This window comes from Clostridia bacterium (genome assembly GCA_017438525.1).
GTDB lineage: Bacteria > Bacillota > Clostridia > Oscillospirales > RGIG8002 > RGIG8002.
In genome coordinates this window covers 1-14,595 of record JAFRVI010000044.1, presented here as the reverse complement: position 1 = coordinate 14,595, position 14,595 = coordinate 1, and the positions used below count along the sequence as shown (strand labels likewise).

Below are 14,595 nucleotides of genomic sequence, written 5' to 3'. Positions count from 1 at the left end.
CGGGCCGCGTTGAGCGCGGTCAGCTCAAAATGGGCGAGACGGTGGAGATTGTCGGCATGGAGGACAAGCCGAAGTCCACGGTCGTTACGGGTATCGAGATGTTCCGCAAGACGCTGGATTATGCCGAGGCCGGCGACAATATCGGCGCGCTGCTTGCGGGACAGACCGCATACGACGGACGGGCGCTTGCGGAGATCACGCTGCCGACGGCCCGATGCCCCAGACCCGCGAGCACATCGTTCTCGCCCGTCAGGTCGGTGTTCCTTACATCGTTGTCTACATGAACAAGGTCGACCAGGTCGACGATCCCGAGCTCCTCGAGCTCGTCGAGATGGAGATCAGAGAGCTGCTCTCCAAGTACGACTTCCCCGGCGACGAAGTCCCGGTCATCAAGGGCTCCGCTCTTCAGGCGCTTGAGAGCACTTCCACCGATCCCAACGCTCCCGAGTACGCTTCCATCATCGAACTGATGAACGCTGTTGACGAGTTCATCCCCACCCCCGACAGAATGGCCGATCAGCCCTTCCTTATGCCCGTCGAGGACGTCTTCACAATCACCGGCCGCGGCACCGTCGCCACCGGCAGAGTCGAGCGCGGACAGCTCAAGCTCGGCGAAGAAGTCGAGATCGTCGGCCTCAAGGACGAGATCAGAAAGACCGTTGCTACCGGTATCGAAATGTTCAGAAAGCTGCTTGACTATGCTGAAGCCGGCGACAACATCGGCGTTCTGCTCCGCGGCGTTCAGAGAACCGAGATCGAGCGCGGCCAGGTCATCTGCAAGCCCGGCTCCATCAAGCCCCACACCAAGTTCAAGGGTCAGGTTTACGTTCTTACCAAGGACGAGGGCGGCAGACATAAGCCCTTCTTCAACAACTACAGACCTCAGTTCTATTTCAGAACTACCGACGTTACCGGCGTTATCAACCTGCCTGACGGCGTCGAGATGTGCATGCCCGGCGACAACGTCGTTATGTCCGTCGAGCTGATCACCCCCATCGCCATCGAGAAGGGACTCCGCTTCGCTATCCGCGAGGGCGGCAGAACTGTCGGCTCCGGCGTCGTTACCGAGATCGACGGCTGATCCCCGTAAATCGAATCAAAACGGACCTTGCGTACGCAGGGTCCGTTTTTGTTATGCAAAAACGCTTTTTTTGCAAAAAACACTTTTATATTGCTTCCGTTTATGGTAAAATAAACCGAGAGGAGCGTTCGGAATGCTTATTCGCGTCGGCGACAGGGTAATAATGAAAAAACCGCACCCGTGCGGATCGTCGGAGTTCACCGTCGTCCGCTCCGGCCTCGATCTGAAGCTGGAGTGCGCGGGCTGCGGCCGCGTCGTCGAGGGCGAAAGGTTTAAGCTGGAACGCAAAATCAAGAGAGTGGAGAGCGTAAGCGAAGATGTTTGAGAAGCTCGCAGAGATAAAAGCGCATTTCGACGAAGTGGAAGCGCGTCTTTCGGACGGCGCCGTTATAGCCGACAGAGAGGCGTACAGCGCGCTCATGAAGGAGCATAAGCGCCTCTTTCCAATAGTCGAAAAGTTCAAGGAATACGAGAAATACTCCGCGCAGCAGGCGGAGGCGAAGGAGCTGCTCGACGCCGAGAAGGACAGAGAGCTGCGCGAGCTCGCCGAGGCCGAGTATCTGGAAGCGAAGGAGATGATCGCGAAGATCTCCGACGAGCTGAAGATCCTGCTGCTCCCGCGCGACGAAAACGACGACAAAAACGTCATCGTCGAGATCCGCGCCGGCGCGGGCGGCGACGAAGCCGCGCTTTTCGCCGGCTCGCTTTACCGTATGTACACGATGTACGCCGACACCCACGGCTTCAAGCACGACGTGCTGAATATCAGCGAAACGGGGCTCGGCGGGATCAAGGAAATATCCTTCGAGATCAGCGGCGACGGCGCCTTCTCCAAGCTGAAGTTCGAGAGCGGCGTCCACCGCGTCCAGCGCGTGCCGGAAACGGAGAGCGGCGGCAGGATACACCCCTCCACCGTCACCGTCGCCGTCCTGCCGGAAGCGGAGGAAACGGAGGTCAGCATCGACCCGTCCGACCTGCAGATAGACACCTACCGCAGCGGCGGCGCGGGCGGCCAGCACGTCAACAAGACGGAATCCGCCATACGCATAACGCATATCCCGACCGGCATCGTCGTCGAATGTCAGGACGAGCGCAGTCAGTATAAAAACAAAGACCGCGCCATGAAGATACTCTACTCCCGCATTCTCGAGCAGGAGCGCGAGAAGCAGCAGGGAGAGATCGCCGCGGAACGACGCAGCCAGGTCGGAACGGGCGACAGAAGCGAACGCATCCGCACATACAACTTCCCGCAGGGGCGCGTTACAGACCATCGCATCGGGCTTTCGCTTTACAAGATCGACGCGATAATGAACGGCGACCTTGACGAGATAATCACGTCACTCATCACCGCCGACCAGGCGAGAAAGCTCACCGAGGCGGAATAACGGAGCATCGAATTGAAAACGACGTTTTTTGAGCTGTCCGGAGACGGACGCGCCGAAAAAATAAATAAAGCCGCGGAGGTCATCCGCGCCGGCGGACTTGTCGCGTTCCCGACCGAGACGGTTTACGGCCTCGGCGCAAACGGCTTCGACGAAAAGGCAGTCCTCTCGATCTTCGAGGCGAAGGGGAGGCCGCACGATAATCCGCTTATCATGCACGTCGCCGATCTCGATACTGCCGCGCAGCTCGGATATCTGGGCGAAGCGTTCTATAAGCTCGCGGCGGCGTACTGGCCCGGTCCGTTGACAATCATCGTCAAAAAGCGTCCGGCGGTCAACGATATTGTCACCTGCGGGCTCGACAGCGTTGCGATACGCATGCCGTCGAACGAATACGCGCGCGAGCTGATCGCGGCGGCGGGAGTACCGATCGCGGCGCCCTCCGCGAACCGCTCCGGCAAGCCGAGCCCCGTCACGGCGCGGCACGTGCTGGAGGATATGGACGGCCGCATAGATATGATCCTCGACGGCGGCGCCTGCGAAGTCGGCGTCGAATCCACCGTCGTCACCGTCTGCGGCGAAACGCCGACGGTGCTGCGTCCGGGCGGCATAACGCCGGAGCAGATAAAGGAAGCGCTCGGCAGCGTCGCGCTCGACAAAGCGGTGACGCAGATGCTGCCCGAAGGCGAAAAACCACTCGCGCCGGGAATGAAATACAAGCATTATTCGCCCGACTGCCGCGTAGTAATCGTTGAGGGCGGCGGCGCGGTCGGATACATAAAGGAACGCCTCGCGGAAGACGAACGCGCCTGCGCGCTCTGCTTCAATGGGGAAGAAACGCTCTTCGCACGCGCGATACCATACGGCGACGAAGGCGACAGTCTTTCGCTCGCCCACGGCGTGTTCAACGCGATGCGCGAGGCGGATGGCGCGGGCATTTCCACGCTGTTCGTCAGGCGTCCGCCCATGGACGGCGTCGGGATCGCGGTATATAACCGCCTCTTCCGCGCCGCGGCGGGGAACGTGGTAAAAGTCGACCGATAAGGAGAAGATATGGTTTACGGGCTTGTTGGCAGAAGCGGATCCGGAAAAAGCACCGCCGCCGAGGTTTTCGCGGAGAGCGGTCTTTTCGTCGTGGACTGCGACAAGGTCGCCGCGGAGGTGCTTACCGACGAAACCGTGAAGCGCAAGCTCGCGGAAGCGTTTGGGAGCGACGTGCTCGTCGGCGGCGAGGTGGACAAAAAGCTCGTCGCGGAACGCGCCTTTGCCGACCGCGGCTGCCTCGATCTGCTCAACTCGATAACCCACCCGCCGATACTCGCGCGCCTCGCCGCGATATGCGCGGAGCGCGAAAAGACGGTTCTCGACGCGCCTACGCTTTTCGAGAGCGGCGCGGATAAGCTCTGCGACGCGATAATCGCGGTCGTCGCGCCTGAGGAAGCGTGCGAAACGCGCCTGCTCGCGCGCGACGGCGCTTCGCTGAAATCGATACGCCGCCGGCTCGCGATGCAGAAGAGCGAGGAATACCTGCGCGAGAGGGCGGATATAGTCATCGAGAACAACGGCGGCGAAAAAGAGTTCAGAAAGCGGGTAAAGAATGTCGCGAAAACGCTGTAAGATAAGGAAGTCAGCCGTCGCCGTCTTTCTTACGCTTCTGCTGATAATCGCCGGATTCGGTGTGTACTTTGCCGGCCGGCTTATCGAAAAGTCGACCTATCCGCCGAAATACCGCGAATACGTAGAGAAATACGCGGATGAAAACGGCCTCGAGCCCGAGCTCGTCTTCGCCGTTATAAAGACGGAGAGCAGCTTCCGTCCGGGCGTCGTTTCTTCCGCCGGCGCGATCGGACTGATGCAGCTCATGCCGGATACCGCGCGCAAGGTCGCGGCGCACAGCGGCGGCAAGCTTTCCGAAGACGCCGACCTGTACGATCCGGAAACGAATATTGCGTTCGGCTGTATGCTGTTGCGCTGGATGTACGACGAATTCGGCAATATGGACACCGCGCTCGCCGCGTATAACGCCGGCTGGGGCAACGTCAGAAAGTGGCTTCGGGACAAAGCGTATTCTGCCGACGGCATGACGCTGCACACGATACCGTTCAAAGAGACGGAAAACTTCGTCAAGCGCGTCAACGCCGCAACGGATAAATACAGAGAATTATATTACGGAGGATGATAAAAATGGCAAACGAAAAAACCAAAGGCGAAAAACTCAAGGAAAAGCTGCTTTCCGCGCCGAAGAGCGCGTTTGAAGCCGCTTCCGCCGCCGAACTGAAAAAGGCGAAGGCGTTCGCCGCCGACTACATCGGCTTCCTGAACGCCGCGAAGACGGAGCGCGAAGCCGTCGTCGAGTCCGTGCGCATCGCCGAAGCCGCCGGCTTCAAGCCATACGCCGCGGGCAAAAAGTACAAGGCGGGGGACAGATTCTATAAGATCAACCGCGACAAGGCGGTCATGTTCGCCGTCAAGGGCAAAAAGCCGATCGCCGACGGCGTATTCTTCACCATCGCGCATATCGACTCGCCGCGCCTCGATCTCAAGCAGGTACCGCTTTACGAGGACAGTGAGCTCGCGTTCTTCAAGACTCACTATTACGGCGGTATAAAGAAGTATCAGTGGATGACCATTCCGCTTTCGCTTCACGGCGTCGTCGTCAAAAAGGACGGCAAAAAGGTCACCGTCCGCATCGGCGAAGAGCCCGGCGAGCCGGTCTTCTGCATCACCGACATCCTGCCGCACCTCGGCAGGGACCAGATGAGCAAAAAGGTCACCGAAGCGTTCCCGGCGGAAAACCTCAACGTCATTATCGGCAGTATGCCCTTCGCGGACGAAAAGGTCGGCGACAAGGTCAAGCTGAACGTCATGCGCCTGCTTAACGAGAAATACGGCATCGTGGAGGACGACTTCCTCTCCGCCGAGCTTGAGATCGTGCCCGCCGTCAAGGCGTCCTTCGTCGGCTTCGACGAGAGCATGATCGGCTCCTACGGCCAGGACGACCGCGTCTGCGCCTACACCGCGCTCCGCGCCATCCTCGAGGCGAAGGCGCCCGAGCATACGCTCGTCTGCGTCCTCACCGACAAGGAGGAGACGGGCAGCGACGGCAACACCGGTATGCAGAGCGACTACGTCGTCAACTTCGTCAACGAGCTGGCGGACGCCGAGGGCGCGCCGATGTATACCGTCCTCGCGAACTCCAAATGCCTCTCCGCCGACGTCAACGCGGCGTTCGACCCGAACTACCCCGAAACGATGGACAGACGCAATTCCGCGAAGCTGAACTACGGCGTCATCATCACGAAATACACCGGCAGCGGCGGCAAATACGGCACCTCCGACGCGTCCGCCGAATTCCTCGGCTACGTCCGCGCCTTCCTTGACGCGGGCAAGGTCGTCTGGCAGACCGGCAACCTCGGCAAGGTCGACGGCGGCGGCGGCGGAACCATCGCGAAGTACATCGCCGAGCGCGACGTCGATACTGTCGACGTCGGCGTTCCGATACTCTCGATGCACGCGCCGTTCGAGCTTTCCTCGGTCAACGACGTTTATATGACCTACCGCGCTTTCGCGGAGTTCGACAGGAAATAATCGCACTCAAAAAGCGCCCTCCGGCGCTTTTTGGATTTTGTTCACGGCATAAGGAGGAATCCCGATGTGCGGGATAGTCGGTTTTACGGGAACGGAGCAGGCGGCTCCGGTATTGTTGGAAGGGCTGAAAAAGCTTGAATACAGGGGCTACGACTCCGCGGGCCTCGCGGTCATAAACGGCGGGGATATAGACGCCGTCCGCGCTTCCGGGCGCCTCGAGAACCTCTGCGCGCTGACCGAAAACGGCGCGAAGGTCAGAGGCGTCTGCGGCGTCGGACACACGCGCTGGGCGACGCACGGCGCGCCGACGGAGCAGAACGCGCACCCGCACGTTTCGAACGACGGGCGCTTCGCCGTCGTGCATAACGGCATAATCGAGAACTACGCCGCGCTGCGCGAGGAGCTAATCAAAAAGGGCTACTCCTTCAGCAGCGACACCGACACGGAGGTCGTGGCGCACCTGCTCGAGATGTACTACAACGGCGACCTGAAAAAGACGGTGATGAAGACGGTCGCGCGGCTCGAGGGCTCCTACGCGCTCGGGATAATCTGCTCGGAGTATCCGGATACGCTTGCCGCGGTGCGCTGCGCGAGTCCGCTCATCCTCGGCGTCGGCGCGGGCGCGGGCTACTTCGCCTCCGACGTGACCGCGCTGATATGCCACACCCGCACCGTCATCTACCTCGAGGACGGCGAGTTCGCGCTCATCAAGCCGGATTCGCTCACCGTTTTCGACCCCGCGGGGCGCGAGATCGCGAAGAAGGCGTCGCGCGTTACCTGGTCTGTCGAGGCGGCGGAAAAGGGCGGCTACGAGCATTTTATGCTCAAGGAGATAATGGAGCAGCCGAACGCGCTCCGCGCGGCGATAGAGCCGCGGCTGAAAAACGGACGCGTCGAGCTTGAAGGGCTCGGGCTTTCCGACGAATGGCTGCGGAGCATGACCGGCGTAGTGATAACCGCCTGCGGCTCCGCCTACCACGCCGGCTGCGTCGGGCGCGATCTTATGGAATCGCTCTGCCGCGTTCCCGTGCGTGTCGAAGTCGCCAGCGAGCTGCGCTACCGCGATCCGATCATCGACGAACGCACCCTCGTGATCATCATATCGCAGTCGGGCGAAACGGCGGACACCATCGCCGCGCTCCGCGAATGCAAGCGCCTCGGCGCGAAGACCGTCGGCATAGTGAACGTCGTCGACAGCACGGTCGCGAAGACCGCGGACGCGGTGCTTTACACCTGGGCGGGTCCGGAGATCGCCGTCGCCACCACGAAGGGCTACACCACGCAGGTCGCGGTGCTGACGATGCTCGCGGTATATATGGCGGATAAGCTCGGCCGGCTCGACGATAAGCGCCGCGCCGAGCTCGTGCGCGGCATCGCGTCGCTTCCGGAACGCTGCCCGCGCGCGATAGACATGAACAGCCGTATAGAACGCCTCGCGCGCAAATACAAGGATAACGCCTCGCTCTTCTTCATCGGCAGAAACCTCGATTACGCCGTCTGCCTTGAAGCGTCGCTGAAGCTGAAAGAGATAAGCTACATCCACTCTGAAGCGTACGCCGCGGGCGAGCTGAAGCACGGCACCATCGCGCTTATCGACGAAGGGCGGCTCGTCATCGCCCTCGCCTGCAGGAAGGAACTCTACGAAAAGACCGCCGGCAACATACGCGAGGTGAAGGCGCGCGGCGCGCGCGTGCTCGGCGTCGCCCTTGAAGGCGATAAGCGTATGCTGACCGAAGCGGACGACGTGATATATATTCCGCGCACCGACCCGATGCTTCTGCCGGTGCCGGAGACCGTGCCGCTGCAGCTCTTCGCGTACTACGTCGCGAAGGCGAACGGCTGCGACGTCGACAAGCCGAAGAACCTCGCCAAATCCGTGACGGTCGAATGAGCAGACGTTATTGACATTACGCCGCGTGCGTGGTATAATGATAAAAACAAGCGAAAGGGATGGGAGAATGTACAGGTTTTCTTGCTGATAATCGGCGGATGAATACGGACTGCGCGGCGTGACGCCGCTTGTTCGTTCTGCCGGTCAGCGGGAAGCGTGTACTTCTCCGACCGTGTCGCTTCATAACGCCCGAAAGGGGCGCTTTTGACTTGCATCGGCTGCGGAGACTTTCCGCGGCCGATTCTGTTAAGTTAAAAGGAGAAACCTATGTCATTGATTAACGTCTCGGAGCTGACCTTCGCCTACGAAGGAAGCTTCGACAACATATTTGAAAACGTCAGCTTTCAGATCGACACCGACTGGAAGCTCGGCTTCACCGGCCGCAACGGCAGGGGAAAGACCACCTTCCTGAAGCTGCTGATGGGCGAATACGATTATATCGGCAGTATTTCCGCCTCCGTCGAATTCGAGTATTTCCCTTACGAAGTGACTGATCCCGACGCGGATACGCTCGAGGCGGCGCGGAGCGTCTGTCCGGACTTCGAGCTCTGGCGCCTGAAGCGCGAGCTCGGTATGCTCGACGTGGACGAAGGCGCGCTTTACCGCCCGTTTTCCACGCTGTCGAAGGGGGAGCAGACGAAGGTGCTGCTCGCGCTGATGTTCCTGAAAGATAACAGATTCCTGCTCATCGACGAGCCGACGAACCACCTCGATATGCGCGGCAGGGAACAGGTCAGCCGCTATCTGAATTCCAAAAAGGGCTTTATCCTCGTCTCGCACGACCGCGCCTTCCTCGACGGCTGCGTCGACCACGTCCTCTCGATAAACCGTACGGGGATAGAGATATGCAAGGGCGACTTTTCCTCGTGGTATCGCAACAAAGAGATGCGCGACAACTACGAGCTTGAGCGTAACGCGCGACTTCGCTCGGATATAAAGCGGCTTGAAGCGGCGGCGCGGCAGTCGCGTCAGTGGGCGGACAAGGTCGAGAGCGAAAAGATAGGCAATATAAAGGACCGCGAGAAGTATAACGAATGCGGCGGCAGGGCGTATATCGCCGAGCAGTCGCGCCGTATGCAGCAGCGCAGGAAAAACCTCGAGCGCAGGCAAAACCGCGCTTTAGATGAAAAAGAAACGCTGCTGAGGGATATCGAGGTCTCCGACGCGCTGAAGATACGCCAGAGCGAATACCGTTCGCGGCGGCTCGTGACGCTGGACGGCGTCTCCGTCGATTACGGCGGCGGAGCCGTCTGCTCCGGCGTGAGCTTCACGGTGGAGAAGGGCGACCGCGTCGCGCTGCTCGGCGGCAACGGCTCCGGCAAGTCGAGTCTGCTGAAGCTCATCGTCGGGCAGGACGTCCCGCACACGGGCGGCGTGACCGTCGGCGGCGGGCTGAAGATCTCATACGTTCCGCAGGATACGTCCGGACTGCGCGGCGACCTTTCCGACTACGCGGAAAGCTGCGGGATCGACGAGAGTCTGTTCAAGGCGATACTGCGCAAGCTCGACTTCAAGCGCGTGCAATTCGAGAAGGATATGGCGGATTTCAGCGCGGGGCAGAAAAAGAAGGTGCTCATCGCCCGCAGCTTATGCGAGGACGCGCACCTTCATATATGGGACGAGCCGCTGAACTACGTCGACGTCATCTCGCGTATACAGATCGAGGAGCTGCTGCTGAAGTTCAAGCCGACGATACTCTTCGTCGAGCACGACAAAGCGTTCTGCGAAAAGATCGCCGCGAAGACGGTGGAGCTGTGATAACAAAACCAACGCCTCCCTCGCGGGAGGCGTTTTTCCTGCCGACTCACTCAAGTCGCGCTTGACTAAAAAACAACAGATTGATTATTGACCTTGCGGTGTTTCTGTGATACCATACAACCAAACAGGTGAAAGAGGAGTCGTGCTATGAACCTCAAGATCGGCGAAAAAATCAAACTGCTGCGCCAACGCGACGGAAGGAAGCAAGAGGATCTTGCGAACGTGCTCGGCGTTAGTCCTCAGGCTGTTTCGCGTTGGGAAAGCAACGGCGGATACCCGGACCTTGAATTGATACCGGCGATCGCGAATTACTTCAATATCAGTATCGACGAGCTTTTCGGTTGTAACAAGGAACGGCAGGAAAAACTCGACGCCATCCTTGAAAAAGCCGACAAAGCTATAAATACTATTAGCGATATGACCGAAACGGTGATAATGCTGCGCTCGGCGCTGAAGGAATTCCCGTCGGAGCCGTTGATCGCCTTGAAGCTCGGATATTTGCTTACTTTGCTTGGGTGGAAAGAATGCGGCGTAGAGGTGCGTTCCGTAAAGGATTCTATCTATGCGCGTATCGATTCGGAGTGTAACTCCCAAAACACCTATTGGCAAGAAGCGGTGCGTATGTTTGAAAGAGTGCTTGACGCCAGGATTTCGCCACAGGATCACGAAGCCGCCGTAAACCTTCTTGTTACGCTTTATCCTATTATCGGACAAACTGACAAAGCTAAAGAGCTGGCGTTGAAGCAGAAGTCGGTTATCGTAAGCCGCGAAGCGCTTTTGACTTTAGTACCAAATGGCGAAGAAAGGGATATGTATTGCGGCGAGGCTTTGGTTGCGTTCTTGACAGAGATGTGTAAAGCAATGCTCAAACAAGTAGGAAACAAAAAAACGTTGTTCAAGAATCAGATTGGCGTAGACAGTATGATAGCGCTCGCGAATTACTGTGAATCTGTATTCAGTGATGGCAGATGCGGTATACTGCATATTTTTCTGCGGGACTTATATATCTATGCCGCATTATTCCAGGTACGCTTCTGCAATGATGTTGACGCCGGGATTGAGTACTTCGGAAAAGGCTTTGAGCATAACAAAGCGTATTGTGCCATACCGCGCGATGGCGAATACCGATTTACGGCGCCGCTCGTGTCAAAGGTCGCTGCACCGGCAAAAGACTTTCCCTTGGTTCGGGATTCTTTCTGGAAAGAATACTTCAAAATCGCACCGGATGAGTTGAAAAACAGAATAAGCTCCGACCCGAGATTTGCAGAATGCTTTGCGGAGTAAGGACAACGATGGATAGGCAATTATCAACAGAAAGGGGCAATAGGGATATGAGTAAGAGAAAGATCACGGCAGCAATAATAGTCGCAGCGATTTTTGTTTTCATTTGTATTGCTGCCGGTGTTATATTAACGAGCATTGATGGCGGCGAAAGGTTTGTCGGCTCTGTGTTTATTATCATTAACGGCCTTGCTATGATCGCGCAGCTAATTATAAGAATGAACGATAAGAATAAAAGGAAAACCGCCATATCAGTTATTATAATGGCGGTCCTGATTATCGTTGCTGTTGGAATAGGCATCATGTTTAAGAACGTTTACGGCTATGAGACGGCAGTAGGATACTATAAAGGTTTGTTATCATCCTATGTTGCCGCCGCTCTTGTCGCAGCCATTTTTATGGTCAAGGTCAAAAAACTGAAAGAGCTCCTTGTGTGTCAGACGAATAGCGGCTTGGAGAATATCGAAACAGATACGATACAGGAGTAATAACCAACGCGATAGTCTGTTAGAATAATTAGCGAACGCCTCCCGCGAGGGAGGCGTTTGCTTTGCCTATTTGAATGACGGGTGCTTCGTGTCGACGTCTGAGAAGGGGTTGTTGTTCGGCGACGGCTCCGACATACTGAAATACATTCTCGCCGCCTTCGTCGTGCCGAAGTCGCGGTCAGAGCCGGTGTTCTGCACCTTGTTGAAGGCGTCGCGGAACATCTGGTTATGCGCCTCCTCGCGGTTGAGCAGGAAGTCGATCGTCTCGCGCACCTTTTTGTCTTCTATCTGGCGGTATAGGTATTCATAGACGACCTTCGCGCGCTGTTCGGAAGCGATATTCGAGAGCAGGTCTGCGCAGAGGTCGCCGGTAACGGAAACGTAGTCGCCCGTCCAGGAGTATCCGGAGGCGTTTATCAGCCCGGGGTTGAGCCCGAGCACCACGTGGGTCTGTATCTCGCCCGCGGGAACCGTGCGGTAATCGACGTCGTGTCCGTTGAGCAGGTTTATCGTTTCCGCGACCATCTCCATATGGCCGAGCTCTTCGGCGGCGATATCCATAAACAGATCCTTGATCTCGGTGTCCTTGATCCTGAAGCTTTGCGCCATATATTGCATCGCGGCCTTCAGCTCGCCGTTGCAGCCGCCGAGCTGCTCGTGAAGCAGCGCCGCGTACTGCGGATTCGGTCGTTCGACGCCGACCGGGTGGAACAGTTTCTTTTCGTGTTTGAACATAACAATACCTCTCTTTCGGTATTGTTATGTGCGCTTTGCGGGGGATATATACGGATCATTCCGTTATGCTTTCGCTGTTTTCGAGCTGGCTGAGCAGCTTTTCGTAAAAGCCGGTATAGTAGTCGAGGCGGGAAGTCCACATTTCCTTCGCGGCCGCGGTGCCGACGGGTGCCTCGCGCAGCTCGCGAAGCTTCGCGAGGCGGGCGGCGACGTACTCCCGCTTTTCGCTGAAGCTCTTTTCGAGGAATCCGGCGTAACAAAGCCCCTCGTGGATGCGGTAGACGTCGAAGCGGTCGATGTTGTCCGCGTCGCCGACGGTGAGGGCGAATGGTGTGCGCTCGCCGTCGAAGTCGGCCTCGTCGTCAACGTGGATCGCGATGCCGTAGCATATATCGTTTACGCGATCCTCCGCGAGCCCGAGCTCCGTCAGGAACGGGCGCGCTATCTGCGCGGCGCGTCTGCCGTGCTCGATCCAGCCGTCCTCGCCGAAGTCTTCGCAGTAGGAGATATCGTGAAGCAGGCAGGCGATGACCGCCTCCGTTTCGTCGAAGCCCTCTTTCGCGGCGATGAGGCGTCCGATATTTGCCACGCGGTAGGTGTGTTCGAGGCGGTACGCCTTCGCGTCAGGGTGTGAAGAGAGGTATTCGCTGTCGTCGAATGTGCGCTTCAGGAAGTCTTCGGTTTTGCGTATGAGGGGGAGATTTAGCATAATTATCACCGTGATTATTATAGCAGAGAAACGTTTGTTATGCAATAGCGTTATTATTTATAGAGGGGATATGCGAATCGGAGTGGATGATTAAGATAATGGTATGGAGTTCGTCCTTCTTGTGTCAGCGGCGGGCAGGTTCTCTTCTCGCTTGCGCAAAGCGCCACCGGCGCTTTGCTGCTGATTCGCTGCGCGAATCAGAGCTCGTTTCGAATCCCTTCGGGCGGGCCGAAAAAGATATCCCGATACGGCAGTATTGCCGTATCGGGATATCTGGCCCACCCGGGGCTATAACTTTCGAACTCTGCGGCAGCCTCCAGATCCGCGATCGGGACCTCCCGGCGACTGTCGCCGCTGTAATTATAGGTAATAATTATCCTATCGTCATACAAAACGATTTTGTTCACGAAGGTGTCGATGAGGCGCCGGCAGTATTCGGGATCGTCAACGTCGCCGGACTTAAAAAGCTTCATCCACGCGACGATTGTATCCCTGGGCAAAATCGGCTGCACCGCCTGCGCCGCCGCCAGCTCGTTCTGGTAGGCGGCTTTGTCGTCCGCAAGCTGCCGCAAACGCAGGTCGATCTCCTCGGTCAGAAGCCCGTTCTCGATCGCTTTCACGAGGTTGTCGATACCCTTCTGCGTCTCGGCGAGCTTCTCTTCGAACCAGACAACCTTGCTGTTGTCCTCGCGCTCCTTATACTGAAGCTCCATAACCTTGTCGGCGATCAGCTCGATAACGTCGTCCCGCAGCACGTTCTCGACGGTCAGCTTCACGACCTCGCGCTCCAGCCACTCTTTCCGGACGCTCATCTTCTTGCAGCCCTTGCCCTGCTTTCGGTGCAGGCAGGAATAATAATAGTGAACGTCGCCGGTCTTACTCGTGCCGGACGTCCCGACCATCGAACCGCCGCAGTGCCCGCAGAAGACCTTGCCCGTCAGCATATACGTTGCCCCTTTCCTGTGATTACGCCCGCGCTCCGCCAGCCTGAGCTGCACGCGGCCGAAAGTATCGTCGTCGATGATCGCCGGCATACCGTCCGGAATAACTACGTCCATCCAGCGATATTCGCCGATATAATTCCTGTTCCGTAAGATCTTCGCCACCGACTGTATCGTGAACTTCTTACCGCGCTTCGTGCTGTACGCCTGCAAACTCGCGGCGATCTCTCCCATCGTGCGGCCGTCGAGATAGTCGGAGTACACCTTCCGGACGAGCTCCGCTTCGTGCGGCTCGACGACGAAACGCCCGTCGGCGCCGGTGACGTACCCGGTCGCGATCCCGCTGCCGTTGCTTTTCGCCTTCAGCGCGTTCTCTCTCATCCCGCGGAGCGTGTTCTGCGCCAGGTTCGCGGAATAGTATTCCGCCATACCCTCGAGCACCGCTTCCAGGATAATACCCTCGGGCCCGTCGGGGATATGCTCGCACGCGTATTCGACGCTCACGCCGGCAAGCCGCAGGAAGGCTTTATTTCGCGCTATTTCCTCGCGATTTCTGCCGAAGCGATCTATCTTCCAGACGAGCAAAACGGCGAATTTGCCCCGCTTCGCGTCGCGCAGCATACGCTGGAACTCGGCGCGGTTGTCCGTCCGCCCGGATTGAGCCTTATCGGCGTAAATATCAATGATTTTCAGCCCGTTCCGCTCCGCGTACTGCCGGCACTCGCGCACCTGGCCTTCTAT

At 58.0% G+C, this 14,595-nt stretch carries 13 protein-coding genes and 2 pseudogenes; 12 read left to right on the top strand and 3 right to left on the bottom strand.

Annotated elements, in window-relative coordinates; all coding sequences use genetic code 11:
• From tuf to IJL83_04380, 12 genes and pseudogenes are all read left to right on the top strand, one after another.
• Positions 1-155 (top strand): annotated as a pseudogene (gene tuf / locus IJL83_04435) (elongation factor Tu).
• A gap of 44 nt (positions 156-199) precedes the next feature.
• Positions 200-1,081 (top strand): annotated as a pseudogene (locus tag IJL83_04430) (elongation factor Tu).
• Between the two features lie 133 nt (positions 1,082-1,214).
• Positions 1,215-1,406: a DUF951 domain-containing protein gene (locus IJL83_04425; GenBank protein ID MBQ6552844.1), complete on the top strand. Its 192-nt coding sequence runs from the start codon at positions 1,215-1,217 to the stop codon at positions 1,404-1,406.
• Positions 1,399-2,466 carry a peptide chain release factor 1 gene (gene prfA / locus IJL83_04420; GenBank protein MBQ6552843.1) on the top strand — a complete coding sequence of 356 codons (1,068 nt, stop codon included), beginning with the start codon at positions 1,399-1,401 and terminating at the stop codon, positions 2,464-2,466. Before IJL83_04425 ends, prfA begins: the two co-directional genes overlap by 8 nt.
• A gap of 12 nt (positions 2,467-2,478) precedes the next feature.
• Positions 2,479-3,507, top strand: a complete 1,029-nt coding sequence (locus IJL83_04415) for a threonylcarbamoyl-AMP synthase (GenBank protein ID MBQ6552842.1) — start codon at positions 2,479-2,481, stop codon at positions 3,505-3,507.
• A gap of 9 nt (positions 3,508-3,516) precedes the next feature.
• Positions 3,517-4,080 (top strand): dephospho-CoA kinase, encoded by a 564-nt coding sequence (locus tag IJL83_04410; protein MBQ6552841.1) that lies wholly within the window; start codon positions 3,517-3,519, stop codon positions 4,078-4,080.
• Positions 4,061-4,642, top strand: a complete 582-nt coding sequence (locus IJL83_04405) for a lytic transglycosylase domain-containing protein (protein ID MBQ6552840.1) — start codon at positions 4,061-4,063, stop codon at positions 4,640-4,642. Before IJL83_04410 ends, IJL83_04405 begins: the two co-directional genes overlap by 20 nt.
• Before the next feature lie 5 nt (positions 4,643-4,647).
• Positions 4,648-6,051, top strand: a complete 1,404-nt coding sequence (locus IJL83_04400) for an aminopeptidase (protein ID MBQ6552839.1) — start codon at positions 4,648-4,650, stop codon at positions 6,049-6,051.
• Between the two features lie 64 nt (positions 6,052-6,115).
• The gene (glmS, locus tag IJL83_04395; protein MBQ6552838.1) at positions 6,116-7,942 is read left to right on the top strand and encodes a glutamine--fructose-6-phosphate transaminase (isomerizing); all 1,827 of its coding nucleotides are present in this window, start codon (positions 6,116-6,118) and stop codon (positions 7,940-7,942) included.
• A 267-nt stretch (positions 7,943-8,209) separates the two neighbouring features.
• Positions 8,210-9,700 (top strand): ABC-F type ribosomal protection protein, encoded by a 1,491-nt coding sequence (gene abc-f, locus IJL83_04390; GenBank protein ID MBQ6552837.1) that lies wholly within the window; start codon positions 8,210-8,212, stop codon positions 9,698-9,700.
• Between the two features lie 147 nt (positions 9,701-9,847).
• Positions 9,848-10,984 carry a helix-turn-helix transcriptional regulator gene (locus IJL83_04385; protein MBQ6552836.1) on the top strand — a complete coding sequence of 379 codons (1,137 nt, stop codon included), beginning with the start codon at positions 9,848-9,850 and terminating at the stop codon, positions 10,982-10,984.
• Positions 10,985-11,031: 47 nt separating this feature from the next.
• Positions 11,032-11,469, top strand: a complete 438-nt coding sequence (locus IJL83_04380; protein ID MBQ6552835.1) for a hypothetical protein — start codon at positions 11,032-11,034, stop codon at positions 11,467-11,469.
• A gap of 66 nt (positions 11,470-11,535) precedes the next feature.
• Here IJL83_04380 and IJL83_04375 read toward each other — a convergent pair whose 3' ends face one another.
• From IJL83_04375 to IJL83_04365, 3 genes are all read right to left on the bottom strand, one after another.
• Positions 11,536-12,204, bottom strand: coding sequence for a manganese catalase family protein (locus tag IJL83_04375; GenBank protein ID MBQ6552834.1), 669 nt, complete (start codon positions 12,202-12,204; stop codon positions 11,536-11,538).
• 55 nt (positions 12,205-12,259) lie between these two features.
• On the bottom strand, positions 12,260-12,922 hold the full coding sequence (locus tag IJL83_04370; GenBank protein MBQ6552833.1) for an HD domain-containing protein: 663 nt from the start codon (positions 12,920-12,922) through the stop codon (positions 12,260-12,262).
• A 188-nt stretch (positions 12,923-13,110) separates the two neighbouring features.
• Positions 13,111-14,595: recombinase family protein (locus IJL83_04365; protein ID MBQ6552832.1), on the bottom strand; the 1,485-nt coding region annotated here is incomplete at its 5' end.